This is a genomic window from Trueperella bernardiae, assembly GCF_001469025.1.
Taxonomy (GTDB): domain Bacteria; phylum Actinomycetota; class Actinomycetes; order Actinomycetales; family Actinomycetaceae; genus Trueperella; species Trueperella bernardiae.
Window position 1 is genome coordinate 224379 of the sequence record NZ_LNIZ01000003.1, and the last position, 25977, is coordinate 250355.

Annotated in this window: 22 protein-coding genes and 1 pseudogene; 11 read left to right on the top strand and 12 right to left on the bottom strand. The window is 64.0% G+C overall.

Features of this window, described 5'->3' with window-relative positions; genetic code table 11:
• Window positions 1-2 precede the first annotated feature (2 nt).
• From AQZ59_RS04400 to AQZ59_RS04415, 4 genes are all read left to right on the top strand, one after another.
• Window positions 3-422 carry a DUF2550 family protein gene (locus AQZ59_RS04400; protein WP_062613455.1) on the top strand — a complete coding sequence of 140 codons (420 nt, stop codon included), beginning with the start codon at window positions 3-5 and terminating at the stop codon, window positions 420-422.
• A 125-nt stretch (window positions 423-547) separates the two neighbouring features.
• The gene (nucS, locus tag AQZ59_RS04405; protein ID WP_062613456.1) at window positions 548-1243 is read left to right on the top strand and encodes an endonuclease NucS; all 696 of its coding nucleotides are present in this window, start codon (window positions 548-550) and stop codon (window positions 1241-1243) included.
• Window positions 1243-1542: a hypothetical protein gene (locus tag AQZ59_RS04410; protein ID WP_062613457.1), complete on the top strand. Its 300-nt coding sequence runs from the start codon at window positions 1243-1245 to the stop codon at window positions 1540-1542. Before nucS ends, AQZ59_RS04410 begins: the two co-directional genes overlap by 1 nt.
• 60 nt (window positions 1543-1602) lie before the next feature.
• Window positions 1603-2334 carry an alpha/beta fold hydrolase gene (locus AQZ59_RS04415; protein WP_160326868.1) on the top strand — a complete coding sequence of 244 codons (732 nt, stop codon included), beginning with the start codon at window positions 1603-1605 and terminating at the stop codon, window positions 2332-2334.
• A gap of 153 nt (window positions 2335-2487) precedes the next feature.
• Here AQZ59_RS04415 and AQZ59_RS04420 read toward each other — a convergent pair whose 3' ends face one another.
• A complete protein-coding gene (locus AQZ59_RS04420; RefSeq protein WP_062613459.1) occupies window positions 2488-3591 on the bottom strand; it encodes a coiled-coil domain-containing protein in 1104 nt (367 codons plus the stop codon).
• A gap of 143 nt (window positions 3592-3734) precedes the next feature.
• On the opposite strand from AQZ59_RS04420, the gene AQZ59_RS04425 reads away from it, so the two are divergent.
• The 4 genes from AQZ59_RS04425 to AQZ59_RS04440 are packed head-to-tail and all read left to right on the top strand — an operon-like array spanning window position 3735 to window position 7693.
• Window positions 3735-4847, top strand: a complete 1113-nt coding sequence (locus tag AQZ59_RS04425; protein WP_062613460.1) for a hypothetical protein — start codon at window positions 3735-3737, stop codon at window positions 4845-4847.
• Window positions 4840-5853: a hypothetical protein gene (locus AQZ59_RS04430; RefSeq protein ID WP_062613461.1), complete on the top strand. Its 1014-nt coding sequence runs from the start codon at window positions 4840-4842 to the stop codon at window positions 5851-5853. Before AQZ59_RS04425 ends, AQZ59_RS04430 begins: the two co-directional genes overlap by 8 nt.
• 12 nt (window positions 5854-5865) lie before the next feature.
• Window positions 5866-6771: a tetratricopeptide repeat protein gene (locus AQZ59_RS04435; RefSeq protein WP_062613462.1), complete on the top strand. Its 906-nt coding sequence runs from the start codon at window positions 5866-5868 to the stop codon at window positions 6769-6771.
• A 46-nt stretch (window positions 6772-6817) separates the two neighbouring features.
• Window positions 6818-7693, top strand: coding sequence for a MurR/RpiR family transcriptional regulator (locus tag AQZ59_RS04440; protein WP_068538693.1), 876 nt, complete (start codon window positions 6818-6820; stop codon window positions 7691-7693).
• Here the strand turns inward: AQZ59_RS04440 and AQZ59_RS04445 are convergent.
• The 4 genes from AQZ59_RS04445 to AQZ59_RS04460 form a co-directional block, all read right to left on the bottom strand.
• On the bottom strand, window positions 7690-9024 hold the full coding sequence (locus AQZ59_RS04445; protein ID WP_062613464.1) for a lyase family protein: 1335 nt from the start codon (window positions 9022-9024) through the stop codon (window positions 7690-7692). The genes AQZ59_RS04440 and AQZ59_RS04445 overlap by 4 nt on opposite strands.
• 16 nt (window positions 9025-9040) lie before the next feature.
• Window positions 9041-10399, bottom strand: coding sequence for a C4-dicarboxylate transporter DcuC (gene dcuC, locus AQZ59_RS04450; protein WP_062613465.1), 1359 nt, complete (start codon window positions 10397-10399; stop codon window positions 9041-9043).
• 235 nt (window positions 10400-10634) lie between these two features.
• Window positions 10635-12290 (bottom strand): glycoside hydrolase family 13 protein, encoded by a 1656-nt coding sequence (locus AQZ59_RS04455; protein WP_062613466.1) that lies wholly within the window; start codon window positions 12288-12290, stop codon window positions 10635-10637.
• 28 nt (window positions 12291-12318) lie between these two features.
• Window positions 12319-13341 (bottom strand): LacI family DNA-binding transcriptional regulator, encoded by a 1023-nt coding sequence (locus tag AQZ59_RS04460; protein ID WP_062613467.1) that lies wholly within the window; start codon window positions 13339-13341, stop codon window positions 12319-12321.
• A 276-nt stretch (window positions 13342-13617) separates the two neighbouring features.
• Between AQZ59_RS04460 and AQZ59_RS04465 the strand changes: the two genes are divergently transcribed.
• The 3 genes from AQZ59_RS04465 (at window position 13618) to AQZ59_RS04475 (ending at window position 17458) form a co-directional block, all read left to right on the top strand.
• The gene (locus AQZ59_RS04465; RefSeq protein WP_062613468.1) at window positions 13618-14868 is read left to right on the top strand and encodes a sugar ABC transporter substrate-binding protein; all 1251 of its coding nucleotides are present in this window, start codon (window positions 13618-13620) and stop codon (window positions 14866-14868) included.
• Between the two features lie 79 nt (window positions 14869-14947).
• Window positions 14948-16552, top strand: coding sequence for an ABC transporter permease subunit (locus AQZ59_RS04470; protein ID WP_062613469.1), 1605 nt, complete (start codon window positions 14948-14950; stop codon window positions 16550-16552).
• On the top strand, window positions 16553-17458 hold the full coding sequence (locus AQZ59_RS04475; RefSeq protein ID WP_062613470.1) for a sugar ABC transporter permease: 906 nt from the start codon (window positions 16553-16555) through the stop codon (window positions 17456-17458).
• Window positions 17459-17638: 180 nt separating this feature from the next.
• On the opposite strand, the gene AQZ59_RS04480 is transcribed toward AQZ59_RS04475, so the two are convergent.
• The 7 genes and pseudogenes from AQZ59_RS04480 to AQZ59_RS04505 form a co-directional block, all read right to left on the bottom strand.
• The gene (locus AQZ59_RS04480; RefSeq protein ID WP_062613471.1) at window positions 17639-18373 is read right to left on the bottom strand and encodes a cyclase family protein; all 735 of its coding nucleotides are present in this window, start codon (window positions 18371-18373) and stop codon (window positions 17639-17641) included.
• A gap of 112 nt (window positions 18374-18485) precedes the next feature.
• Window positions 18486-20765, bottom strand: coding sequence for a 5-methyltetrahydropteroyltriglutamate--homocysteine S-methyltransferase (gene metE, locus AQZ59_RS04485; protein ID WP_062613472.1), 2280 nt, complete (start codon window positions 20763-20765; stop codon window positions 18486-18488).
• A gap of 93 nt (window positions 20766-20858) precedes the next feature.
• A pseudogene (locus AQZ59_RS04490) lies at window positions 20859-21929 on the bottom strand (methylenetetrahydrofolate reductase).
• A gap of 248 nt (window positions 21930-22177) precedes the next feature.
• The gene (locus tag AQZ59_RS04495; protein WP_082661144.1) at window positions 22178-22612 is read right to left on the bottom strand and encodes an ATP-binding cassette domain-containing protein; all 435 of its coding nucleotides are present in this window, start codon (window positions 22610-22612) and stop codon (window positions 22178-22180) included.
• Entirely contained in the window at window positions 22566-23864 is a 1299-nt protein-coding gene (locus AQZ59_RS09795) for an ATP-binding cassette domain-containing protein (RefSeq protein ID WP_160326869.1), read from the bottom strand. The genes AQZ59_RS04495 and AQZ59_RS09795 overlap by 47 nt, the downstream gene beginning before the upstream one ends.
• Window positions 23865-24310: 446 nt before the next feature.
• On the bottom strand, window positions 24311-24574 hold the full coding sequence (locus AQZ59_RS09905) for a radical SAM protein (protein ID WP_082661145.1): 264 nt from the start codon (window positions 24572-24574) through the stop codon (window positions 24311-24313).
• Between the two features lie 659 nt (window positions 24575-25233).
• A complete protein-coding gene (locus tag AQZ59_RS04505; protein ID WP_062613475.1) occupies window positions 25234-25779 on the bottom strand; it encodes a YagU family protein in 546 nt (181 codons plus the stop codon).
• Window positions 25780-25977: the final 198 nt, after the last annotated feature.

Here is a 25977-nt window from a genome sequence, read left to right on the forward strand (position 1 = left end):
ATATGGGCGAGGGCGGCATCTGGTGGATCATCGCGATCCTTGTGATGCTCGCCCTCGCCCTGTCATCCCTCTACCTGTATCGCATTCGCTACTTGCTCAATCACGAGGCCTCGATCCAGGTGTCGGTGCGGGGCGAGGACGGGGCGTGGCACAACGCGATCGCGATCCTTGGGCCTGAGTCCCTTGACCTGTATTCCACGCGCTCCCTGTCCTTGGCGCCGAAGGTGCGGTGGGTGCGCAACACGATGAGTTTTGAGGTGCAGCGCCCGCGCGGGGGTATCTCCGTGGTCACGGTCCTCATGCCCGGCAAACCAGGTAGCGCGGGGGAGAGCCGGCGGGTGGCCTCCAGTCCGGAGGAGATGGCGGCGCTGCTGTCCTGGATGGATTCCTCGCGCCCCTCGGCCGAGCCCACGCTCGGGTAGGGGTGAGCCGGGCGGGCGGCGTCGTGCGGCGGCTTGCATTGCCGGGCAGCGTCGTGAGGTAGCGGGCGCAAGACGCGCGGGCCGGGCGCTCTGCTAGGCTGGAGCTTCTAGCGGAAAGGAAGCTCGTGCGAATCGTCATTGCGACATGCTCTGTGGATTATTCTGGTCGCCTCGATGCCCACCTTGAGCCCGCCAAGCGGGTAGTCATGCTCAAGTCAGACGGGTCGGTGCTTATCCATTCCGATGGCGGGTCGTACAAGCCGCTGAATTGGATGTCGGCGCCGTGCACGATGCGCGTGGAGGAGCCGGAAGCAGCGGAGGCTGAGCGCGGGATTACCGAAAAGTGGCGGGTGGAGCACGCGAAGATGGATGACGCGCTCGTCATCCACATTTTTGAGATCCACGAGGACATCACGGACGATTTGGGCGTGGAGCCAGGCCTGCTCAAGGACGGCGTAGAGGAACACCTGCAGCGCCTGCTCGCCGAGCAGACCGAGATCCTAGGCGCGGGCACGCAGCTGGTGCGGCGCGAGTATCCGACGGCGATCGGGCCGGTGGACCTGCTGGTGACGGACGCGCAGGGGCGCCACATCGCGGTGGAAGTCAAGCGCCGGGGCGGGGTGGACGGCGTGGAGCAACTGACCCGCTACCTTTCGCTGCTCGAGCGCGATTCCACGCTCCGTCCGATCCGCGGCATCTTCGCGGCCCAGGAGATCCGTCCACAGGCGCGGGTGCTGGCGGAGGACCGGGGGATTGAGTGCGTGGTGCTCGACTATGACGCGATGCGCGGAGTGGACCGGCCTGAGGATCGGCTGTTCTGATGGCCCGGCGGCGGAACAAGTATCAGCGTGAGGTTCGCCCGCTCGATCCGGAGCGGTTGATGAACTACACCCACTACGAGACCGCCGATAACGGCATGGAGTTCAAGGTTCACACCATCCGCGCGGGCACCAAGGAGTACGTGTGCCCGGGGTGTAACGGGATCATCATGGTGGGGGAATCGCACGTGGTGGCCTGGACGGAGGACAGCTGGTTTGGCCCGCAGGCGGGCCAGGAGGCGCGCCGGCACTGGCACACGTCGTGCTGGCGGGCGAAAGGGCGCCGCTCCACGGGCTTCTAGTGGTAGCGTGGTTTTATGATTGCATATCGTAGAACTGGGCCAGCGTCTGACCTTCCGCTTGTGCTTCTTCATGCACTGCCGTTGGATTCGGCGATGTGGAATGCCGTGCGCAGCGAGCTTTCCGACGTCGACATCCTTACCTTCGATGCCCCGGGCTTCGGGGAATCCGAACTGACCGCGGAGTTCATGGCGGGCGAGCCGAGCATCGCCACGTTCGTGGCCGCGATGAAGGCGCGCCTGGACGAGCTGGGCATCAAGCGCATCGCGCTCGGCGGGTTGTCGATGGGCGGCTCGGTGGCCGCGGAGTTCACGGTCACGTACCCCGAGCTCGTGGCCGGCCTTGCCCTCATGGACACGAACATCAATTCCGATGATGCCGACCGCAAGGCTTTCCGCCGCGACGCCGCCGCCAAGGCTGACGCGGGCCAGGGCTATGAGACGGTAAAGGACTGGACGACCACGATGGTGGGCCCGGATGCATCGGACGAGGTCCGGGCGTCGTTGGACGCCCGCTTCCGTGCCCTGCCGAATGAGGGCCTGGCGTGGATCCAGCGGGCGATGGCGAACCGTGAGGATCGCACGGACGCGGTGGCGCGGGTGAAGGGCCCGGTGTATTTCATTCGTGGTACGGAGGATCCCACGGCGTCGATGGAGAGCTACATGAAGCTCGCCTTGCGTACCGACCAGCCACGGATCAAGGAGATCCCGGGCGTGGGCCACTTCGCGGCTGATGAGAGCCCGGTGGAGCTGGCGGCCATTTTGCGCGATTTTTACGCGCACGTAGCCCGCTAAGTGGTGGCTAACTGGTAAATCTGGAGCCGATCGGGGCCGATACGGCCATGAAACCTCTCAGATTCACGAGTTAGCAACGCCGCGAGAGCGAAGAGGGCCCCGGGCGCATGCCCGGGGCCCTCGACGTGCCAGCGTCCACTTGGCAGAGCTTATCTACTCGGCTCCCTCGCCGGCACCGCCTTTCCCGGCTTTGTCTTCGGCCGAATCGACGATCTCCTCGAGTGCGATGGAGTGTGAGGAGGAGGTGAGGATCGCCCGGATGTCCTCCAGGTAGGACTGGAGGGAGTTGCGCTGTTCGCGCAGGGAGGCCACGTGCTCTTCGGCGGATTTGCGCTCGCCGTCGGCGGCGCTTTGCGCGGCGGAGCGGATGCGGTCGGCCTCCTCGCGTGCGGCCTCGAGGATGGCGGCGGCCTCTTCGCGGGCCTGGGTGAGGATGGCGGCGGCCTCGGTGTTCGAGGTGGCGGTGAGCTCGTCGGCCCGCTTGGTGGCTTCGACCACCCGGGCTTCGGCGTCCTGTGCCTCGTTTTCGGCCGCGCTCACCATCTCCTCGGCGCGGGCGCGCAGTTCGGCGGCCTGCTCGGTGAGGGCGCGGGCGGATTCGGCGGCCTTCGCGGCGATCTCGTCCTCCGCCTCGGCGCGCATCTTGGCCACCTCCTGGGCCACCGTGGAGCGCAGATTGGTCATCTCCTCTTCCGTCTGGGCCCGAAGGGCCGCGGCCTCGTGTTCGGCCTCGGAGCGCAGGGCGGTGGTGTCCTTGTCGGCGAGCGTGCGCAGGCGGGCGGCCTCGCGTTCGGCGGAGGAGACCATTTCGTTGGCGGTTCGACGCGTGGTTTCGGACAGGGTGGCCGCTTCGGCTTCGGCCTTGGTGCGCATAGTGGTGGCCTCCGTCTGGGCGTGCTCGAGGGTCTTTTGGCTTTCGGATTCGGCGCTGGCGCGCAGCTGGGCGGCGCGGGACTTCGCGTCGGCAACCAGCGCGGCAGCGTCCTGGCGGGCGCGCATCATGAGGTCGAGCGCCTGTTCCTCGGTGGAGCGCAGGAGGCGTTCCACGCGCGAGCCGAGCCCGGAGTAGGAGGGCCGCTCATTTTCCCGCAGCGCGTCCTGGGCCTCGGTCAGCTCGGCGGAGAGCTGGAGGATCTGCGCGTCCAGGCGGGAGACGTGATCCCGCGTCTGCTCGAGGCTGGCCTCCAGCTGGGAGATGCGCTCGTCTACCTGAGCGCGGTCGTATCCGCGCATGACGACGGGGAATTGGTCGGTCACATTGGCTCCTTGATCGGTTTTCTCTCCCTACAGCGTAGTGTCACCGCGCCGTCGAGTCACTCACACTACGATGATTTTATTACCTGTGTCAGGATAGTGTTACACAATTGTTATCAAAGACTACTGGATGCTGAGGAACTGGTATGAAACGGATCGGCGGCCTGCTTTTGGTTATCCTGGGCCTGATCGTGGCGGTTTTCGGGATTGTCCGGGCTGCCACGGCTGAGGAATCGACCGTCGTTGAGGTGACGGTGCCAGGCGGCGAGTCGCAATTCATTTTCACCGCACCCGGCGTCCTGGAGATGGTGAATGACACGGTGGCGGTGACGCTCGAGGGCGAGGGCACGGTCCAGTGGGCGTTGGCCACGACGGGCGACGTCCGGGCCTACGTGGGCGACGCCCCGGCTACCGAGGTGACGGGCCTGGAGAGCTGGGAGGCCGCGTCGTCGGACACGGTCCCGGGCACGGATGAGGCGCGTGCCGCAATTGACGAGGCAGCGGCCAGCGAGGCCGGCTTCGTCATCACGGGCTCTGACCTGTGGCTCGATTCGGGCTCGGGGGAGGGGTCCGTGGAGCTCGAGCTCACGCCCGACACCAGCTTCGAGCAGTCCCTCATCGCGACGACGTCCACCGGGCAGGCGCCCGACCTCACGCTCACGTGGAACAGGCAGCTGGCGCTGTCGAACCCGATGCCGGTGATCGCGATCGGCGTGCTCCTCCTGCTGATCGGAGCTCTCCTTCTGCTGAGCGCGCGCCAGGCGCAGCAGGACCAAGCGAGCGTGGCGAAGAGCTACCGCGAGCGCAAGGAGCGCTCCGAGGCCGAGACCAGTATCATGCCGAAGATCCGGGGCGATGAGTCGCCGGAGGAGTTGGGCGTGCGTCAGTCGGCGGCTGAGCAGACCGGAGGCGCCTTCGGCGCGGGCATCCTTCCCGCCGTCAACCAGGAGCTGCGCGAGCGCGAGCTGAGCGACGCCGACCGGGTGGTGCTTCCCGTAGCGGACGAGGATCCCGACGTCGATCCCGCGGCTGTCGATGAGGCCGTGGAGCCGGCCGTAGAGCCCGAAGGATCTGAGGCTGACGCCCCCGCGGAGGCCGAGCAGGATGAGCCAGCGGAAGGCGAGCCGACGGAAGTGGAGAGTGGCGAGCTCGGCGCGGACGACGTCGTCGGCGAAGCGGCCGAAGAGGAAAAGGACTGGCGGGCGCTGTGGAATTTCAAGTGGGGTACTCCGTTCCAGAAGGGAGACGAGGATGCGTAAGGCGGTGGCGGCGATTGCCGTAGTGACGCTGATGGGCGGCTGCGCGAGCGAGCAGGCGGTCCCGAGCCCGGTAAGCGGGTCGAACCCGCAGGTGGTGGTGGCGGACGCGAAGTTCGCCGAGATCGCCCAGGCGGCGGCAGATGGGATTGCCGCGGCGGACACGAGCCTGAACGCGGATGACCTCGGCGTGCGCGTGGGCGGGCCGGCCAAGACTTACCGCGCGGCCCAGCTCAAGCTTGAATCCCTGCTGGGCGACTCCTATGACCTCGACCCGCTGCTGGTGGATACGGATGCAACCCCGGTGTCGTCGGGCACGGCTTTCCCGCGTTCGATGATGGCCGTGGTGCCGCCGCGCGACGGGCAGAACCTGACCTCGCTGGCGGTGTGGAGCCAGGACTCGGCGCGCGGCAACTACCACCTGTGGGCGGACGTGGCGTTGTTCCCGGGCGTGGACGCGCCCACCATCGTCTCGCAGCTGAACAACGCCGAGGGCTTCCCGAACGTCGAGCCCGCGGACTACGCGGTGGACCCGAATGAGGTGCTCGCCGCGTACGTGGCCTACAACGGCACCCGCACCCAGCAAGCGATCGCTTTCGAGGCGGAGGACCCGCTCTACCGGCAGATCGCCAACCAGCAGGATGCCTTCGTGCAGTCGTTGGGGGACCTGGGTACGGCCGCCACGGACTTTTACGTAGGCGACGCGGGCCTGCGCGGCGTGGCCACCGACAACGGCGGCCTGGTGATCGTGGGCGAGATGCGCTACGCGATCCGGATCACGAAGACCGTGGACGGGGCCAAGCTGCGCATCGGCGGGCAGATCGGCGCGCTGTACAACGGCTCGGGGGAGAACGCCACGCTGGAGATCGATCACCAGGGCGTGGCGAACTATTCGACAACAGTGGCGTTCTACGTGCCGCCGGCAGGCGCGGATGCCACGGTGCGCGTGATCGGCTCGGCGGAGCCCACGCTGATTTCCGTGGAGAACGTGGCACAGGACCAGCAGTAAAGAGGAGAGCATATGTCGATGTCTATGGGTGGCGCTGTCGACCTGTCGATGTTTAACACGCCGGAGCCGCAGGCTGCGGGCGGGGCCGTCCAGGGCCCGTGGATTTACGACCTCACGGATCAGGGCTTGCAGGGTGCGGTGACGACGTCGGCGAAGGTGCCGGTGGTGGTGGTCTTCCACTCGTCCCATTCCGAGAACTCCCAAACCCTTGTTGCGATCTTCGAGCGGCTCATCACCGCCAAGGCCGGGCGCATCCAGCTGGCCAAGCTCAGCGTGGATGAGTACGCGGAGGTGGCCCAGTCCTTCGGGGTGAGCGCGGTGCCCGCCGCGGCCGCGCTCTTGCAGGGCCAGCCGGTCCCGCTCTTCCAGGGCATGCCCGAGGAGGCCCAGCTGGCCGAGACCCTCGACAAGCTCGTGGAGACTGCCGCCCAATATGGCATTAACGGCGTGCTCGACAACTCGGCGGCCGCCCCCGAACCGGAGGTCCCGCCGCTGCACCGCGAGGGGCGCGAGGCGCTCGAGAAGGGCGACCTCGCTGCCGCCCACGCCGCCTACACCAAGGCGCTCGCGGAGAACCCCGGCGACGACGAGGCCCAGACGGCCCTCCACCAGGTCGAGCTCCTGCAGCGCATCGAGAAGCTGGATATCGCCGGCGACGTGTCGAGGGTCGAGTCCGTGCTGCGCGCCGCGGCCGAGGCGCCGGTGAGCGACGTCGAGCCGCACCTGACCGCCGCCGACGTCGAATTCTCCCTCAACCGGCCCGACGCCGCGTTCGCCCGGCTCATCGAGGTGGTGCGGGCAACCAGCGGGGAGGATCGTGATTCCGCCCGCGAGCGCCTGCTTGCCTACTTCGACATCCTCGGGCCCTCCGAGGTGGTCACGCAGGCGCGTAAGGCGTTGACGAACGCGCTGTTCTAACGGGCGGCCAGCCTGACAATGTGGAGATAGACAATAGTTTCGAACCGTGGAAGGACTCGGCGTGAAACTCTCGCTCTTTAATCGACTTGCTAACGTCGAAACTCCGACGGCCACGGAATCTCTGCTCCAGGAATACTTCCAGGATCATTTCCCCAACATCGCGTTTGAGAACATTGAGGACATCGCGGCGGGAGCAGGAGTGAGCCCCGCGTCCGTCACCCGCTTCGTGAGGAGCCTCGGATACGCGGGTTTCCGAGACTTCAGCGGTGCGGTGCGGGAGGAGGTGCGGGAGAACTTTGATTCCCCCGCCGAACGCAACGTCGCGCAGATTGAACCGTCGCGGCCGGCGGCGATGTGGTCGGCACAGGTGCAGACGGCAGAGGCGAGCATTGGCTCCTCTATCACGGAGGAGAGCGCGCTGGTCTTCGATGAGATCGTTGAGTTGGTGCGGGATCAGTCCCGGCCGCTCTATCTCTTCTCTCACGCCTCGGGGCGCTACCTGTTGCGCTATTTTTACCTGCTCGCGCGCTACCATCGGGGCAACATGAGGTCGCCGGAAGACATCGACGTCTTACCCCATGAGCTTGCGGGAATCGAGCCGAATGCTATTGCCTTGATTTCGATCTTTGACCGGCACCCGGCACCCATTAAAGGCCTGATCGAGTTTCTACACCAGAAAAAGGTTACGACCATCCTGGTGACGAACCGGCCAGCCTCGCCGCTACGCCAGCACGCGGATATCATCATGACGTTGCAGGCCCCGCCGCCGGTCGGCCGGTTCCGTAGCCGAAGCACCCTGCTCGTTTTCTTGGAGGCGCTCGTTGGAGCCCTCGAGAACGAGGGCTCCAACGAGCGCATTGAGCAGATCGAGGAACTGTTTACGAGCCAGGGTCTGATCATCAAACCCGGCCAATCCTCCTAGTCCTGTTCGCCCTGCCTGGCAAGGTGGGCGGACAGGCCCGTGTAGCTGTCGGGCTGCGAGAGTCGATCGAGGTCCACCGAGGCCAGTGCATCAGACAGCTCCGGTGACCGGGACACGAATGCGGCGAGGGTGGTGCCCTTTTCGCGGTACTCGGCCGCGAAATCCTGCAGTACGTGATGGGCGCGGTCGTGCCCGATATGGGGAGCCATTTGCATAAGGATGTTCTCCGTGAGGATGAGTGGACCGTCCAGCTCAGCATTGCGGCGCAGGTGGGCGGCGTTGAACGTGAGTCGGGTGAAGAGGCCGTTGAGCTTCTCCAGCGCGCCCCCGACCAGCACGAGCGTACGGGGCAGGACGTCGCGCTCAACCTCGAGCTGGCGGTGGTCGCGTTCGTGGGCGCCTGGCGGTTGGGTGAGCAGGGTGGCTGTAGCTCCGGCGGCAAGCCGCGCGGCCACGGATGTCTTCATCATGGCGAAGGGGTTGCGCTTCTGCGGCATGGCGGATGAGCCGGAGAGGTGGGCATCCATGGCTTCGAATGCCTCGCCGATCTCGTTGCGCTGCATGTCGAAGAGGTCTTCGGCGATCTTGGCGAGGTTCTGGCCGAGGATGGTCACCACGCAGCACAGCATCGTGATCGAATCGCGGTCAGCGTGCCAGGGCAGCAGACGGAAGGTCAGGTCAAGCTGATCAGCTAGGCCCTCGGCGATTCTCGGCCCATCCTCGCCATTGGAGGCGTAGGTGCCGGCCGCCCCGGAGAACTGGACGCTGAGCGCCTCGTCTCTGCACAGCTGAAGTCGGCGCAGATCACGGTCGAGGCTGGCCTTCCAGCGGCTGATCCGTAGACCGAGCGTGGTGGGCAGGGCCTGCTGGCCGTTGGTGCGCGCCACCATGACAGTCTCTGCGTGCTCGTGAGCCAGACGCTCGCACGTGTCGCGCAAGGCGATGAGGTGACTTTCCATTAGATCGAGTGATTCGCGGATTTGCAGGGCGCGCGCGGTGTCAAGGATGTCCTGGCTGGTTGCGCCATAGTGGACCCAGCCGCGATGCTCCGGGGGAATCGTCTTGCGGATGTTGTCGAGCCCGACGATCAGGGGGTTGCCGACGCCACCCTGGCTGACGGCGTCGACGAATTGGTCGGAGACGCGGGCATTGGCGCGAATGGCCCGGGCGGCCTCCTTCGGAATGATGCCAAGCGTCGCCTGGACTTCGGCGAGCGTGGCCTCGACCTCGAACCACGCCTCGAGGGTGCGCCGCTCGCCCCAGATCTCATCGAAGTCGGTGTAGACGTACCCCCTGCGGGTCAGTGTGCTATCAAGCAAACCAAAAGACACGGTGATTTCCTTTCTATTAGCCAACGATCAGGCTGAGGGTAGTCATGACGACGATGCCGACAGCCATCGGGAGCGCCGTGCGCTTGACGATCGCGGCGGGGCTGACGCCGACTGTTCCAGCGACAGAGATAACGACGCCGGAGATAGGAGACATTGAGCGGAACAGGCCACCCGCGAACTGCATTGGGGTGACGAGGGTGGCAACCGAGCCGCCCATGTCGCTCGCAACCTTAGGAGCGAGCGAGGCGAAGGCAGAGAAGGCGCCGACACCGGAGCCGGTGAGGAAGGTGACGAGGCCGACGATAAGGGTGAGGATGATGGCCATCACACCGATCCCGATTTCGCCGCGCTGGGCGAGACCGATGAGACCGTCGATGAGGCCCGTGATTTTGAGGCCTTCGGCGAAGACCTGTGCAGCAATAATGAGCGCGACCACGGAAGTAAAGATGTTACCCATGCCTGCAAAGAACTGACGTGCGTCAAGGAAGACGCCGTTGATCTCCCGCCTGCGGATCAGCTCGATCACCATGGCGGCGAGCCAGACGACGAAGAAAGCAGAAACGGTCGACAACTCAATGGCGTCGTTCGTGAGCGGGCTGAAGACAATGAGGAGGATGATGGGGCAAATCACCAAAAGGGCGTACCACTTGGGTGCTGACGCTCCCGCGGCCTGTTCCTGCTCGACCTGGATTGCCGAGGCGGCCTCGCGTCGATCGACGTACTTCTGGGTGAAGTAAATGGTGACGGCGATGGCGATCATCGTGGGGATCGCCACGGGTAGCTGATTCTTGACGAAGTAGACGGCGGGGGAGACCCCCACAGTCTCAGCGGCGAGGATGGCCGTTCCTGTACCAGGGCCCATGGGCAGTGCCGAGACCGACGCGATGACGGCACCCGCCGCGGCCGGGCGAACCCCCGCCGATTTGAGGATCGGCAAGAGGGTGACCAGCAAAAGGAGGGCGAGACCCGCGGCGCTTGGGATCACCATGAAGAGCGATTGACCCAGGAAATAGGCAATGACCAGGAGGACGTAGGGCCGGTGGAACCTCTCCATCGGGCTGGCGGCTACCTCGACGAGTGCTCGGGTCGCGCCGATCTTCTTCATGTAGGCTGAGAAACCACCAGCGGCCATGATGATTAGCCCAACCCCTGCGAGCTGGCTCTTGGCAACGGACTCGATGACTCCGAAGATGTCAACCCATCGCGAACCCGAGGTCGCGTCCTCTGACAGCGGCATCGCGCTGGAATCCAGAATGACTGCGGCCCCAATCAGTAACAGACCTGCGAGGAGGAGCACCATGATCGGCTGCTTCCCCTTGACGAGCATGTATCCTGCGCCAATGGTGACCAGGATAGCGAGAATGATGAGAAACATCGCCCACCCCTTCTTAGTGTTGGCGCCATCGCCAACGGCTGAGAATTAGCTTTCATGTCTTCGTTGGTTGAAAACTAATATTCAGAGTACGTCTACGAAAAGAGGTTTTCATCAAAATAGTGGTGTGAATTGATTGTTTTCGCGCCCGCACGGTCAGTTCTTTACGGAGACTCGGCCCGGAATAGGACGTTGGGCCCGGGAGTTTCCTCCCGGGCCCAACCGTGTCCGTGGCGTTCTACAAGGTGTACCACACCGCGGCGTTCGGCGGTATGACCCCGGCGAAGGGCCGGGACTGGACGAGGATCTTCGCGCCGGCAGGGAGCTCGGCGGGCTCGTCGAAGGTGCAGATGACGTGGACGTCATCGCGGCCTGCCAGCCGGGAGATGTAGTGCAGGTGGTGGCCCTCCTCGGGCTCGTTCAGCTCAGCACGGGCCATCCCCAGTCGCTTACGCTCGGCCAGCAGCGTGCGGAAGAGCGTGAGGGGCGATGCCGGGTCGGCGGCCTGCGCGTCGGCGGCCAGCTTGCCATACTCCTTGGGCTGGGGCAGCCAGGTCGCCCCGCTGGGGGAGAAGCCGTAGCCGGGCGCGTCCGCCTGCCACGGCATGGGGATGCGGCAGCCATCGCGGCCGGCCTCGGCGCCTTCGGTGCGGAAGAAGGCGGGGTCCTCACGCACCGAGTCGTCGAGCGCCATGTGCTCAGGAAGCCCTAGCTCCTCGCCTTGGTAGATGTAGCACGAGCCGGGAAGCGCGGCCTGGAGCACGTGCGCCGCGAGCGCCCGGTCAAAGCCGAGCTCCACGTCCGGCTGCGTGTCGGTGGAGCGAATCCCGTTCGGGCCCTTGCCCGTGACCGGCAGGCCCATGCGGGAAGCCGCGCGGACGACGTCGTGATTGGACAGCACCCAGGTGGTGGGCGCGCCCACGGAGTCCATGGCGGCAAGCGAATCGGCGATGACGGCCCGGTAGGAGTCGACGTCGAACGGCGTGCACAGGAAGTCGAAGTTGAAGGCCTGGCTCATCTCGTCCGGGCGCACGTAGTTGGCCAGGTCCGTCAGCTCGTCCACCCAGGCCTCGGCGACGAGCGCCCGGTCCGGCCCGTACTCGTCGAGCACGGCGCGCCACTCGCGGTAGATCTCGTGCACGCCGGGCTGGTTCCAGTGCGGCGGGCGCGGGGCGTCCCCGATGCCGGAAACCATCGCCACCTCGTAGTTCCAGTTGGGTAGCGCTTTGTCTTTGACCAGCCCGTGGGCCACGTCGATGCGGAAGCCGTCCACGCCCCGATCCAGCCAGAAGCGCAGGATGTCGCGGAACTCGGCCCGCACTGCGGGGTTGTCCCAGTTGAGGTCCGGCTGGCTGGAATCGAACAGGTGCAGATACCACTGCTTGTCGTGCTCCCAGGGCGAGCCGGGCGCGTCGGACCGGTCGCACACGCGCGTCCAGGCGGCCTTGCCGAAGATCGAGCCCCAGTCGTTGGGGATCTCCTCCCCTTCGCGGAACCAGTACAGCTCCCGCTCTGGCCCGCCTGGGTTGCGCAGGGCCGCCTGGAACCAGGCGTGCTGGTCCGAGGTGTGATTGGGTACCATGTCCACGATCACCTTCAACCCGCGCTCGTGGGCGGCGCGGACCAGCGCCACGGCGTCGTCATTTGTGCCGAACATCGGGTCCACGCGCCGGTAGTCCGCCACGTCGTAGCCCGCGTCCTTTTGGGGGGAGACGTAGAAGGGGCTGATCCACACCGCGTCGACCCCGAGGTCTTTCAGGTAGTCGAGCTTGCCAATGATGCCGCGCAGGTCGCCGATCGGGCCGGCGGAGGAGGCGAAGGAGCGGGGGTAGATCTGGTAGATAACGGCCTCGCGCCACCACTGGCCGGGGGCGCTTTGGGCATGAAGCAGCATGGGTATCCTTTGAATTGGGTAGGTGAACTTAGTGGCGGGCGGAATCGTGGTGGCGGCTGGTCGATTCGCGCACGATGAGCTCCGCTTCGAACTTCATCTTCCCGACGTCGGCCGGCGCGCCCCCGATCATCGCGAGCAGCGTGGACACCGCGGCCTCGGTCATGGTCTTGACCGGCTGGCGCAGGGTGGTCAGCGGCGGGTCGGTGAAACTGGTGAACGGCGTGTCGTCATAGCCGATCACCGACACGTCCTGCGGGACCTGCAGGCCCATCGAGCGGCAGCGCCGCACGACGCCGAGCGCCATGAGGTCCGAGCCGCAGATGATCGCGGTGCACCCCGCGCCGATCAGCTGGGAGGCCGCGAACTGGCCGCCCGACACGGTGTAGAGAGTGTGGATGACGCGCGGCTTTTCGTACGGCAGCAGCTCGCGCATCGTATCAAGGTAGGCCTCGGTCTTGTCCCGGGAGGGAAAGAAGCGGATCGGACCGGAGGCCAGGCCGATCTTCGTGTGCCCGAGCGTGACAAGGTGGCGGATCGACTGGCGGACGGCCGAGGCGTCGTCGGCAGAAAAATCCGGGTTGGCGAGGGCCGGGTTGGCGCCGTTGATCGTGATGAACGGGATTCCCAGCTCCGAGATGCGCTCGTAGCGGGCTGTGTTCGCGGTAGAGTCCGCGTGCAGGCCCGAGATGAAGGCGAAGCCCGCCACCCGCTGGCTGATCATAGCCTCCACGTACGCGTCCTCAGTGGCGCCGCCGGCCATCTGCGTGCCAAGCAGGGGAGTGAAACCCTGCACTGTCATAGCGTTGGCGATCTGCTGGGTGAACAGCGGGAAGACGGGGTTGGTGAGCTCGGGAACGATGATGCCGATCTGGCCGCCGCTACGTTCGCGCAGCACCTCGGGGCGCTCGTAGCCGAGCAGGTCAAGTGCGGCGATCACTGCCTGGCGCGTTTCAGGGGCTACGGAATCCTTGCCGTTGAGGACCCGTGAGACGGTGGCGGTTGATACCCCTGCCTGTGCAGCAATATCAGATAGGCGGATCTTTCGGGCCACGGTTTCTCCAAGTCGTCGTTGAACTCACCGACACCTTAGCTTATTTGCAGAGATCTTGCGTGATATTTGCATAACACACTCTCCGTTGAGGTGGGTAAAGCGCGGAAACGCGCGGTTTTCGGGCGTTGTCGCTTGCGTGAATCTTGCACAATCCTTGTAAAGCCTTGCAAAGCGCTTTCGGGAACGTATGATCAAAGACACGCGGAAGGAAGCGAGCAATGAGGCTCCGTAACCTCGTTCGCTCCACCGCATCACACCACATAAAGAGGAGAGAAAATGCGAAGGAGCATTGCGCTTATTGCGAGCACCGGCCTGGCACTGACGCTGGCGGCCTGTTCAGACAACAACTCGTCCGGCAAGGAGACGACCTCTGCCCCGGCAACCGAAACCTCCACCGAGGCCCCCGCTGGCGGCGGCAAGCTCGTTATCTGGACCGACGCGAACCGCGAGCCGGCCTTCAAGATCGCGGCTGACAACTACAAGGCAGACACCGGCAACGAGGTCGAGCTCGTCGTCAAGGAAAATGACCAAATGCGCTCGGAGTTCTCCTCGCAGGCCGCTGCTGGCGAGGGCCCGGACGTCGTCTTCGGTGCCCACGACTGGCTCGGTGAGTTCGTCACCAACGGCCTGGTGGCCCCGGTCGAGCTCGGCGACAAGGCTGGCGACTTCAACGAGCTCGCCGTCAACGCCTTCACCTACGAGGGCACCACCTACGGCGTGCCCTACGCCGTGGAGAACCTTGCCATCTTCCGTAACGCCGACCTGGTGGACTCCACCCCGGCCACCTTCGACGAGATGATCGCCAAGGGCAAGGAAGCCGGCGTCGAGTACCCGTTCATCATGCAGGTGGGCGCCGACGGCGACCCGTACACCATGTACCCCTTCGAGGCCTCCTTCTCCGGCCCGGTCTTCACCCTTGATGGCGACAAGAACTACACCGCCGATCTCAACCTCGGTGGCGACAAGGGCAAGGCCTTCGCCAAGTGGCTCTCCGACAACGGCGAGAAGGGCACCGGCGTGCTCGACACCAACATCAGCTACGACATCGCTGTTGATGCCTTCAAGTCCGGCAAGTCCCCCTACATCCTCGGTGGCCCGTGGATGATCGCGGACTTTGCCGGCATGAACATCGCGGTTGACCCGATCCCGGCCGCTGGCGACATGCCGGCCTCCCCGTTCCTGGGCGTCCAGGGCGGCTTCATCAACGCCGGCTCGGCTAACCAGCTGCTCGCCACCGACTTCCTCGTCAACTACGTCGGCTCCAAGGAAGTCCAGGACAAGCTCTTCGAGATCGGCCAGCGCCTGCCCGCTCTGACCGCCTCCGCTAATGACGCGACCTCCGATCCGCTCATGGCCGGCTTCGCCGCCGCGGGCAAGGAGGCCCTCCCGATGCCGTCGCTGCCCGAGATGGGTGCCGTGTGGGGCTTCTGGGGCAAGACTGAGTCGCAGATCATCGCCGGCGACGCCGATCCCGCAGGCGTGTGGGACAAGATGATTACTGACATCGAAACAGAGATGAACAAGTAGTGATCCATGGAAAGTGCCGGCCGGTCTCGCTGACAGGCCGGCACTTGTCCTAAGAACCGAAGGGGAAACGTTGTCTTCGATGACAGTTCAGTCCGAGGCGACCAAGGGCAGGAAGCAGCGCCGCGAAGAGCTCCGCAAGAAGGACTCGCACGCCACCAACTGGTCCGTTGGTTTCATCACCAAGCTCATCCTCATGGCTTTGGTCAACGCCCTCGGCATCTACATTATCTTCACCGCATACACGATGGGCTCGTGGGTGGTCGGCACCCTCATGCTCCTCCTGCTGCTCGGCGTCGACTGGGTCTACTTCTCCAAGCGCACACTTGCCCTGAAGTACCTCGCGCCCGGCCTCGTGTTCCTGCTGATCTTCCAGGCGTTCACGATCGTCTACACCGGCTACATCGCGTTCACCAACTACGGCCACCAGCACACCCTGTCCAAGTCCCAGGCCATCGACGCTCTGGTCCTGCAAAACGCGTTTAAGCGCGTGGAAGGTTCGCCTCAGTACCCGCTCGCGATCGTGGAGAAGGACGGCGATCTTGGCTTTGCCGTCATCGACGACGGCGATCTCAAAGTTGGCACCGCCGAGATGCCGCTTGAAAAGGTCAAGGGCGAGACGGACGGGACGAAGATCACCGCCGTCGACGGCTGGGACATCATCCCGGTCTCCGGCCTGGCCGAGCGCCAGCAGGAGGTCATCAACCTGCGCGTGCCGCTGACCGACAACCCGGAGGACGGCACACTCGGCACCCAGACTGGCTCCACCGCCTTCCAGTTCACCTCGACCTTGCACTACGACGAGGCAAGCGACACGATGACGAACACCGAGACGGGCCTGACCTACAAGGCCAACGGGGAGACGGGCTTCTTCCAGGCCGACGACGGCTCCACGCTGTCCGTGGGCTGGCGAGTCGGGGTTGGGTTCGACAACTTCGTCAAGGGCTTCTCCGATGGCCGCTACGCCCAGCCGTTCGTCAAGGTCCTCATCTGGAACGTCCTGTTCGCCTTCTTCTCCGTGCTCACCACCTTTGTGCTGGGCATGATCCTGGCGATCGTGATGAACGACGAGCGGATGAAGGGCCGCAAGATTTACCGCACGATCATGCTGTTGCCCTACGCCTTCCCGTCCTTCATGACCGCGTTCCTGTTCGCGGGCCTCATGAACGCCAAGTACGGCTTCTTCAACGAGATGCTCGGCACGGCGATCCCGTGGCTGACCGACCCGACCATGGCGAAGGTCTCCGTGATCCTCGTGAACCTGTGGATGGGCTTCCCCTACATGTTCCTCATCGTCACGGGCGCACTCCAGTCCATCCCGGGCGACCTGGTGGAGGCGGCGAAGATCGACGGGGCGAACACCTACCAGGTGTGGCGCAACGTCACCTTCCCCCAGCTCATGATCGCGCTGACCCCGCTGCTCATCTCGTCCTTCGCCTTCAACTTCAACAACTTCAACCTGATCTACATGTTGAACGGGGGCGGCCCGTCGATGGCGGACGCCTCGGTGCCGGTGGGACACACCGACATCCTCATCTCCATGGTCTACAAGATCGCGGGCCTAACAGGCGAGGCGCTGCCGAACTACGGCCTGGCCGCCGCCATGTCGCTGGTGATTTTCCTGATCGTGGGAAGCGTGTCGCTGTACTCGTTTAAGAAGTCGAACTCGCTGGAAGGACTGAAGTAGATGACTGATCTGGCACAGCCTCAGGCGGGTCAGCTTGAGGTGGCACAAAACAAGATGAGTTTCGGGCGCTGGTTCCGCGAGCTCGGATTTAGGCACGTGGTGGGCATGCTCGCGGTGATTTACGCGGCGTTCCCGATCGTCTACATCGTCTCTGCGGCACTCAACCCGAACATCTCCACCACGCTCACGGGCGCAAACGCGCTCTTCTCGGACGTCTCCGTTGAAAACTTCACCGAGCTGTCCGACACCATGTTCTGGACCTGGCTGAAGAACACGCTCATCATCGGCGTGGCCACCTCGGTGGGCACGGTGCTCATGGGCGCGGCGGCGGCCTACGCGTTCTCGCGTTACCGCTTCCAGGGCCGCAAAGTCACGCTCATGTCGCTCATGATCATCCAGATGTTCCCGCAGCTACTGACCTTCGTAGCTATCTTCCTGCTGCTGACAACCCTGGGTGACATCATCCCGTGGCTGGGCATCGACTCGAAGATCGCCCTCATCGCCGTGTACTGGGGTGGCGCGCTCGGTGCGAACACCTTCCTCATGTACGGCTTCTTCAACTCCATCCCGATGGAACTGGACGAGGCGGCGAAGATCGACGGCGCCTCGCACGCCCAGGTTTACTGGACGATCATCATGCCGCTGGTCATCCCGATCCTCGCGGTGGTCGGCCTGCTGTCCTTCATCTCCGCGTTCAACGACTTCATCCTGTCGAGGACTATCCTCACCAGCCAGGAGAACTGGACGCTGGCCGTGGGAATGAACCTGTGGGTGGGCGGTAATGAAAAACACTGGGAGTGGTTCACTGCCGGCTCGATCATCTCGGCACTGCCGATCTTGCTGCTGTTCCTCTTCCTGCAAAAGTACATCGTTTCCGGCCTGACCGGAGGCGCTGTCAAGGGCTAAGGCTCCTTTCCTCGCCTTACCCGGTTCGGCCCCGCGCTCTCGCGCGGGGCCGAACTCGTCTGGGCCACGTGTGGGCCGGCAGACCGCGTTCGCTTAAAAACTCTTGGACGGTTTTGGGGCGATCTCCTCATATAAGAAGATCGCCCCAAAACCGTCCAGTGTATATAAATCGGCTTGTCTCTACTCGGCCTCAAACGTAGCCCAGGCCCGCACCGGCAGACCGTTCGCGCTCGCGATCTTCGGCCAACCGATGGAAATGAGCGCCCCGCGCACCGGCACCTGGTCAAGGTTGGCCAGCAGCTCGAGCTGGAACAGCCCCAGTCCCAGCACGTGGCGCTCCACGGCCAGGTCGCCAGCCGCCGCGCAGTCGACGGCCGGGTCCGTGTCGAGCGTCTCGTGCCCGATCCCGATCACGCCGCGATCGGCGAGCGCGCTCACCGCCTCCTTCGACCAGCCAGGCGAGTGCAGCGCCCCGTCGTCGTCGGCGTTGGCCAGCGCCGCGCCGTCGGGCCAGCGCTTGTGCCAGTCCGACCGGAAGGTCACGAAGCTGCCCGCCGGGATGGGGCCGTGCTCCGCCTCGTGCGCTTCGATGTCCGCCACCGTCAGCGCAAAGTCCGGGTTCGCCTCCACTTCCTCATGCCTATCGATGACGACAAGCGGCAATACCGCCTGATCCACCCCGAAGTCACGGGCGAGTGCGCCATCTTGGTGGAAGTGGCCGGGGAAGTCGATGTGCGTGCCGAACTGGCCGGGGAAGGTCTGGCGCTGAATGCGCAGGTTGTAGGGTGAATCGAAGTCGAGGATCGGGGTGTTGAGCTCGATCGCGCCTTCGGGCATGCCACCCCAGTAGGGGGAGTTTTCGTCGAGTTCGTGCGTGAGGTCCACGCGGGTCAGCTTGAGGTTCCACAGGGACATGGGAGGTACTTTCGATGTCGTTGAGTCTTCAGCTCAGTTGTCTTCGGTGTCGGTTTGCGGCTAGCACCGCCGTCGTCGGGCCGCCGTCGGTCAGCGACGCCAGCCGCCGTCGTTACAGGCGCTCGCGCACCGACTGTGCGGCATCCACGAGGTTGCGCAGGGACTGCTCGGTCTCGGCGTAGGCGCGAGTCTTAAGGCCGCAGTCGGGGTTGACCCACAGGTGGTCTGCGGCAACGTTCCTCAGTGCGGCCGAGATGAGGTCGGTGAGCTCGGCGGTGTCAGGCACGCGCGGGGAGTGGATGTCCCACACGCCGGGGCCGATGTCGTTAGTGAAGGTGCCCTCCACCGACTCGAGCAACTCCATGCGCGAGCGCGCCGCCTCCACGGAGGTGACGTCGGCGTCGAGGGCGGCGATCGCGCCGATGATCTGGTTGAACTCCGAATAGCACAGGTGGGTGTGAATCTGGGTGTCCTCCCGCACGCCCGAGGTGGCGAGCCGGAATGCGCCCACCGACCAGCCGAGGTAGTCCTCGTGTCGGGCCTCGTCCAGCGGCAGGAGTTCGCGCAGCGCCGGCTCGTCCACCTGGATCACCGTAATGCCCTTGGCCTCCAGGTCCGCTACCTCGTCACGCAGGGCGAGCGCGAGCTGGTCGGCCACCTCGCCGAGTGGGATGTCACGGCGCGGGAAAGACCACGCGATGATCGTGACCGGCCCCGTGAGCATGCCCTTGACCGGCTTACTCGTGAGCGACTGGGCGTACTCGATCCACTCCCCACCGAGCGAGCGCGTGCGGTAGACGTCGCCCCACAGGATCGACGGGCGCGTGCACCGTGAACCGTAGGACTGCACCCAACCGTTGTGGGTCACCGCGAAGCCCTCGAGTAGCTCGGCGAAGTACTGGACCATGTCGTTGCGTTCGGCCTCGCCGTGCACCAGGACGTCCAGCCCGATCTCCTCCTGCAATTCAATGACGTGCCGGATCTCGTTCTTCAGCACCTCGCGGTAGCCGGCCTCGTCCAGCTCGCCCGAGCGCCGCTTCGCCCGCGCCACCCGCAGCTCGCTGCGCTGGGGGAACGAACCGATCGTCGTGGTCGGCAGGAGTGGCAGATCGAGGCGGGCGCGCTGGAGGGAACGGCGCAGGACGGCGTCCCCGCGGCGGCGGTCCTCGGGGCGCAGGGCGGCGGTGCGCTCGCGGACGCTAGCCACCGTGACGCCGTCGGCACTCGCGCGCTGCTCGAACGCGGCGGTCGAAGCGGCGATGTCGGCGTCGATCGCGTCCCAGCCCTCGCGCAGGCCCCGGTCGAGCGTGACGATCTCCGCTACCTTCTCATCCGCGAACGCCAGCCAGGCGTGCAGGTTGGCATTCAGCGGCTCGTCCCACACCTCGCCCTCGAGCGTATGGGGGACGTGCTGCAACGACGTCGTCGTGGACGCCACAACCCTCGCGCCCGTGGCTCGCGCCCGCTCGAGTTTGTCGGCTGCCTCGCGCAGGTCCGTGCGCCAAATGTTGCGCCCGTCCACGACGCCGGCCGCGAGCGTCACGCCCTCCGCCCGCGCGCCCTCGGGCAGGGAGCCGCGGTCAAGATCGACGCCTATCGCCTCCACGCCCGTCGCGGCCAGGGCCTCGAAGGAGGCCGAGGAGTCGCCGTAGGGGACCGCGAGGAAGATCTGCGGGCGGGACTCGAGAGATGCGAGCTGTGAGTAAACGCGGGCGGCGATCTCGGTGAGGCGGGCCCTGCTGGCGGGCAGATTATCGGTGGCCAACGTCGGCTCGTCGAACTGCACCCACGGCGCTCCGGCGCCCTGAAGCTCGGCGAGGAGGGCGGCGTAAGCGACGGCGACGTCGTCGATACGCGTAAGCGGGTCAAAGTCCGGCTCGCGCTCAGTGCCCTTCGCCAGCGCCAGGAGCGTGACCGGTCCGACGACGACCGGCCGCACCGTGTACCCCGCCTCCGCGGCCTCGGTGTAGCGGGCCACGACCTGGCGGTCGGTGTATGCCACAGCGGTGGTCGAGTCGATTTCGGGGACGATGTAGTGGTAGTTCGTGTCGAACCACTTCGTCATCTCGTTTGCCGGGTGGGAGGCGTCGCCGCGGGCTGCGGCGAAGTAGGCGTCCAGGCCGTCGAGGTCTGCGAAGCGAGCGGGAATAATGCCGGCGAGGAAGGCGGCGTCGAGCACCTGATCGTAGTAGGTGTGGGTGTCTGGGATCGCGGCCGGCTCGGTCAGGCCTAGCTCGGTGAGGCGGGCATAGTTGGCCAGGCGCAGGCTGCGGGTCGCATCGAGGAACTCCTCGCGGGTGGTCTTCGCGGCCCAAAAGGATTCGAGGGCCCGCTTGAGCTCGCGGTTGGCGCCGATGCGGGGATAGCCGAGGATGGTCGAGGGCAGAGTCATGAAAAGTCCTTCGTGTCTTAATGGTCAGTGTGGTCGGGTGCGGAATGAAAACCTGGGAGCCGGCCCGCAAGCGGATCCCAGCAGGGCATTCGTCTAGGCATGATGCTCCTTGGCGACCAGGTCCATGACCGCGAGCGCGGGGACGGCCTTGTTGAAGGTGTAGAGGTGGACGCCGGGGGCGCCACCGTCGAGCAGCTCGAGGGCGAGGTCGGCCGCGATCCGGACGCCGATCCGCTCTTCCTCCTCGGGTGTGGCGGCGGTGGCGAGGGCCTCGAGGATCTCGGGGGAGGCCACCACGCCAGTGAGCTCCTGGGTGCGAAGCACGCGCCGGGTCTCGACCGGCGGGAGGATCCCCGGCACGATCGGGATGGTGACGCCAGCCGCGCGGGCCAGCTCCACGAAGCGGGTGAACTCGGCGGCGTGCCAGGAGAACTGGGAGATGGCGAAGTCGGCGCCGGCTACCTGCTTATGGACCAGGCGCTCGACCTCGGTCTCCGGGCTCGTGCCCGCCGCCGGGTTGCCGGCGGGGAAGGTGGCCACCGCGATGCGGATTGGCTGGAGCGCGCTTTGCAGGGCGAGCGGGGCGGAGCGGGCGTTGCGCTTTTAGTCGACCTCGCGGATGAGACGGATGAGGTCGGTGGCCCGGACCAAGGCGTCATCGGCCGGAGTCCAACCCGGCTTGCCAAGAGGCGGGTCGCCGCGCAGGGCGAGGAACGTGCGCACGCCAGAATCTAGGTAGTCCGTGACGATCTGCGTGATCTCCTCGATCGACGTGCCCACGCAGGTCAGGTGCGCGATCGGGGGAGTGGGCACGTGCCGGGCGAGGATCTCCGTGACCGCCCGGGCCCCGCGCCGATCCTGGCCCGCCGCGCCGTAGGTGACCGAGATGAAGTTTGGCCGGGCGTCCACCAGCTGCTTGACCGTGGTCCAGAACTTCGGGGCGGTCTGCGGGTTGCGCGGCGGCATCACCTCGAACGACGTGGTGATGTGGGAGGGGAGCTGGTCGCTGCCGCGGGCGGGGAGCCAGCCGAAGGACGCCGGATTGGCGGTGGGTTCTGGCGGGTTCGCGGCCGGGCTTGTCACCGTTGGGTCGGTGGCCCGCGCGGCCGGCGTCGGAACAGCAGAGAGTACAGGGGTAGCAGAGGTACAGGTAGCCATGATCATCCTGGAAAAACGTAGGATGTGGGCTCAAACGGCCTCGATCGGCGAGGCGGCTTGTTTTAGAAAAGTGCTACGAGCGCCTGCGCGCCCAACGTGCGCAGGAACCTAGCACACGTACATTCGCGCAACGACACCAGCAGTCATGACCGACTGGGCGTGAGCATGCGCGTAAATCTTCATGGCAATAACTTAACCCGAATCGTTCCCGCTGTCCAAAGGGGACCCTGAAATGTCTCACATTTCGATCGGCCCTAGAGAGTCGAGGAATCGTTGGGAGAATACCGCCCACGATCCTCAGCCTCCATGATCTGTGCCTCAAACATTTTCCGGAAGGCAGTTCCCGGAGACATCAGTTCATCAAAACTTCCAGATTCGAGGATCCTGCCAGCGTCGAGGAGGTAGATGGTGTCCGCCCATTTCAAGGTTGAGAGCCGATGGGAACTGAGGATAAAGATCCTGTCCTTGGCGAGAGCTGCGAACTTCGAGAACAGTTCTTCTTCGCCGGCGGCATCGATGGTGCTCGTCGGTTCGTCTAGGATCCACACGTATTCGTCCATGACCATCGCGCGGGCGATGGCAAGCCGCTGCCATTGACCCCCCGACAGCTCGATTCCGCCCCACTGGCTTCCCAGGGGGGTGTCAAGTCCGTTCGGGGAGTCCCAGGAAAATAGGTGCGATGCTTGCAAACTCTAAGGCGTCCCACAGCTGGGAATCGGCCGCGCGCTGCCTGCTTCCCAACATCAGAAACCGACGCACCGAGATTTCGTAACGCCCATAATCCTGCAGAACAGCGGACACATAAAAGGAAATATGTTCGTCTTCTCCCACGTTGATGGTGCGGTCGCCGATCAATACGCCCCCTGATGCGTCACGCTGTGTGTTCATCAAGGCCTTGAGAAGCGATGTCTTCCCGCTCCCGTTCTCGCCCACTATTGCGGTGAGCTTGCCGGAAGGAGCTTCGAGGGACACATGATCAACGGCGCGTAGCGTGCCGTAGTTGACCGTCACATCGGAGGCGATGAGAGCCTCGGCGTTTCGAACGTCCAAAGGACTTGATTGCTCGGTAGGTCTGTCAGCAAACGAACGGAGATGCTTGTTCGCCGGCAGCGATGTGACAAGCTCCCCGATCTGGTACCCGATGCCCATCATTGCGCTGATCCCTGCCATCACGCCGGCGGTTCCGGCGAACAATGCGCCGATGTTGTTACCGGAGTCCCTGTAGAGCGTGAGAAGCGCGATTGCAAACAAGCCAGTTGTCACGAGCCCGGCCAGCGAATCACTCGCGATTGACAGCCACTCTAGTCGTTGTCTGATCGCCATATGCGCGCATCGGTGATGCGCAGCTAGCTCGGCGAAAACATTCGTCGCCCGTAGGGTCGATATTTCGACCGCCGTACGCTGGTATGAGATCTGGTCCTGAAGATACGTGGATCGGCGAATCTCTTCTGTTGCCTGTGGCCAGAGGTGGGATTCCTGTTTCCCGTACCAGGCATATGCAAGCGTGGTGGGAATGGGTGCAAGGAGGCTGATCAGTGCGGCTGCCGTGCTGATTTCCCACAAAGAGAGCGACAATGTGAACGCGGTCAGCGTCGCGCACGCGATATTGACCGTTGCCTGGAACTGCGAAGAGACATGTCCCTCGGCAACACACTGCCGCGCCGCTCTCAACTCCTTCATGAACCCTTCGTCGTTAAACTCCCGAGCCGAAGCCTGAGATAGCCGATCCTGGAATAAGGAGGCAGAAGAAAGGTTGATCCTCATCGCATTCACGCGCGAGATTGCGTTGGAGACTTGTTGCCAGGCGTTCCCTGCGCCGAAAACGACGGCAACTAGGATGATGAGCCTGACGGCTCTCTGCTCCGAACCCATCGCGCTGGATAGCAACTTGATCAGCACAACGGTGGCGGCGGGGATTAAAGCAGCAACAATGAGAAACAAGATCGATGCGACAGCGCTAAGTGGAGTAGAGCGCAATCCGAATCGGAAGGCCCAAAGCCAGTGCGGGGTGTTCTTGTACGTCTCCACGGATTCACCCCTCAGCGAGAATCTTGACAATTTCCAATGCTAATCTCTGGTGGAGGTCGGACTCTTTGCCGGAGTACCCACATTGAACCCAGCTTTGTTCCTTTGATGTATCGAATCCGGAAATCACATCACCTATGGACATACCTGCCTGACCAGCACTGTCCCAGCAACTGTAGAGCTGCCCATGAGAGGTAACGACAATACCCTCTGGGTCAAACGGGGTGCCACAGGTTCTGCACAATCCAGAGTGCCCAGGGAGAGTCAAGCTAAAGCCAGCGGCAACTACGCTTCGTGCAAGCCTCACATACTCGCTGATGAATCTTTGGTCATAGGTGTGCGGGGTGTAAAACGGGGTTGAATCAACAACGGTCAAAGTGATCGAGATAAAGGAGTGGCTCCCCTCCAAGCAAGGAAAGGTGGATGCTTTGCTTTTTCTTTGTCGTAGCAAATTGGTGAATGAACCTCGAAATCTGTTCGTTCGATACGGACCGTTTCCCAAGGATTGGTTTACGTCGAGAATGAGATATGTCAGTCCTTTGATAGCAATAATCGCAGGATAAGTTGCAAGCAAACCCAGGCATATAGGCCACAGTTAAAACTCTGGGCTTCTTAGACTTTCCCATAGTCACAAGTAGCCTCAGGGCAACTGCACCGAATCTAGTTACGGTCCCGTTAGGAGTCACCAATGATCTTGGCAGGAAGAAAACGCCCGAACTGCACGAGACGTACGAGTGTTTTCTCCCTCTGAAACCGTACTATGCATCCTCCAAAACACTATTGTGTCTGTTAGTCAGCTTTGCTGGCTAACAGACAGTCGACCTAGAGCAGGCCGGGTACCATTCGACTACGCTACGGGCACTTATCGTCCATCGGAGTAAATGTGCCGAATCCCAGCTTTCGTAAGAGCGCGAGTAGCATCGTCTTCACCTCCTTCCTGTAGGTGTGATAAAGATTGCATCTGATAATGAGTGAACGCTACCCATTCGCGGAACGGATTGATCTGACCCTCTCCAACAGAGTATGGATGTAATCGGGTTGCGCCCCGGTTGCGTCCTTAAGAGTGGTGTATCTGGACTCGGGCTTGGGCGAAGCTTAATTGGCGGCGGCCTGTTGTCGCACTGTGTTCGGCTACCTTTCGATCGATCAACAACCCGTTTAACCTTTGCCAGTGGGCGACTGGGAAGCAAATGGTAAATACAGTGGGCCGCTCGGCTGAGCGGCCCACTGGTCGTTGCTTGGGCTGAAGCCCGTTGAAGTTTGGGCTGACCCAGCCCGGTGATGATTAGCGCGTGGCGAGCGCGACCTCCGGGTCAGGCTGACCGGTGATGCGGTTGCGCAGGTCGCGCCGGATGATCTCAATCACCCACATCCAGATCGCGTGCCCGGGGATCTCTGACAGGTGCTCCTCCCACGGCTGGTTCCACGGTGCCGGGACCACACCCATGGCCGGCATGAGCACCGCGTGGAAAACGAACCACAGGAACACGCCGAAGGCGACGCCCTGCCACAGCTTGATGCCCGGGTAGACCTCGGCGATCAGGCAGTAGAGCACCGCGAAGAAGATGGCGAAGCCGAAGTGGATGAGGAAGGACACCCACGGCAGGCCTTCGTTGCCATTGAAGGTGTAGGAGGCGTGCGTGGTCTGGTCGGAGAAGCCGAGCAGCTCCAGGAATGCCTGCGGCGGGTTGGTCGCGTTGCGCTCGGGGGTGCGCGGCGGGAGGGGGACCTCCCAGCCGAACTTCACAATCGCGGAGACGATTCCGCCGATCAGGCCAACGAGCGCGGCAACCTTATAATTACGTCGGGAAACATCAGTCTTTGTCCACATATATACGATTATTTCACTTAGCGAACCAGCGGTGCCAAATCGGTTCACATGACAGTACATGTGAAACTGTCGGCCCAGCAGATCCACACCGTTGTCGCTCGACCATCACACCGCCAAGGGACCGATCAAAAAGTTTGGACGGTTTCGGGGCTATCTCCTCGCATACGAAGATAGCCCCGAAACCGTCCAGTGTTGTGA

Bases quoted from the DNA above. Each gene is read 5' to 3' on its own strand.
- metE (WP_062613472.1), bottom strand. From the start codon at position 20,765: ATGACTCTGCCCTCGACCATCCTCGGCTATCCCCGCATCGGCGCCAAC.
- AQZ59_RS04400 (WP_062613455.1), top strand. From the start codon at position 3: ATGGGCGAGGGCGGCATCTGGTGGATCATCGCGATCCTTGTGATGCTC.
- AQZ59_RS09905 (WP_082661145.1), bottom strand. From the start codon at position 24,574: ATGGGAAAGTCTAAGAAGCCCAGAGTTTTAACTGTGGCCTATATGCCT.
- AQZ59_RS04430 (WP_062613461.1), top strand. From the start codon at position 4,840: ATGCGTAAGGCGGTGGCGGCGATTGCCGTAGTGACGCTGATGGGCGGC.
- AQZ59_RS04470 (WP_062613469.1), top strand. From the start codon at position 14,948: ATGACAGTTCAGTCCGAGGCGACCAAGGGCAGGAAGCAGCGCCGCGAA.
- AQZ59_RS04505 (WP_062613475.1), bottom strand. From the start codon at position 25,779: ATGTGGACAAAGACTGATGTTTCCCGACGTAATTATAAGGTTGCCGCG.
- dcuC (WP_062613465.1), bottom strand. From the start codon at position 10,399: ATGTTTCTCATCATTCTCGCTATCCTGGTCACCATTGGCGCAGGATAC.
- AQZ59_RS04425 (WP_062613460.1), top strand. From the start codon at position 3,735: ATGAAACGGATCGGCGGCCTGCTTTTGGTTATCCTGGGCCTGATCGTG.
- AQZ59_RS04410 (WP_062613457.1), top strand. From the start codon at position 1,243: ATGGCCCGGCGGCGGAACAAGTATCAGCGTGAGGTTCGCCCGCTCGAT.
- AQZ59_RS04455 (WP_062613466.1), bottom strand. From the start codon at position 12,290: ATGCTGCTTCATGCCCAAAGCGCCCCCGGCCAGTGGTGGCGCGAGGCC.
- AQZ59_RS04480 (WP_062613471.1), bottom strand. From the start codon at position 18,373: ATGTCCCTGTGGAACCTCAAGCTGACCCGCGTGGACCTCACGCACGAA.
- AQZ59_RS04475 (WP_062613470.1), top strand. From the start codon at position 16,553: ATGACTGATCTGGCACAGCCTCAGGCGGGTCAGCTTGAGGTGGCACAA.
- AQZ59_RS04435 (WP_062613462.1), top strand. From the start codon at position 5,866: ATGTCGATGTCTATGGGTGGCGCTGTCGACCTGTCGATGTTTAACACG.
- AQZ59_RS04465 (WP_062613468.1), top strand. From the start codon at position 13,618: ATGCGAAGGAGCATTGCGCTTATTGCGAGCACCGGCCTGGCACTGACG.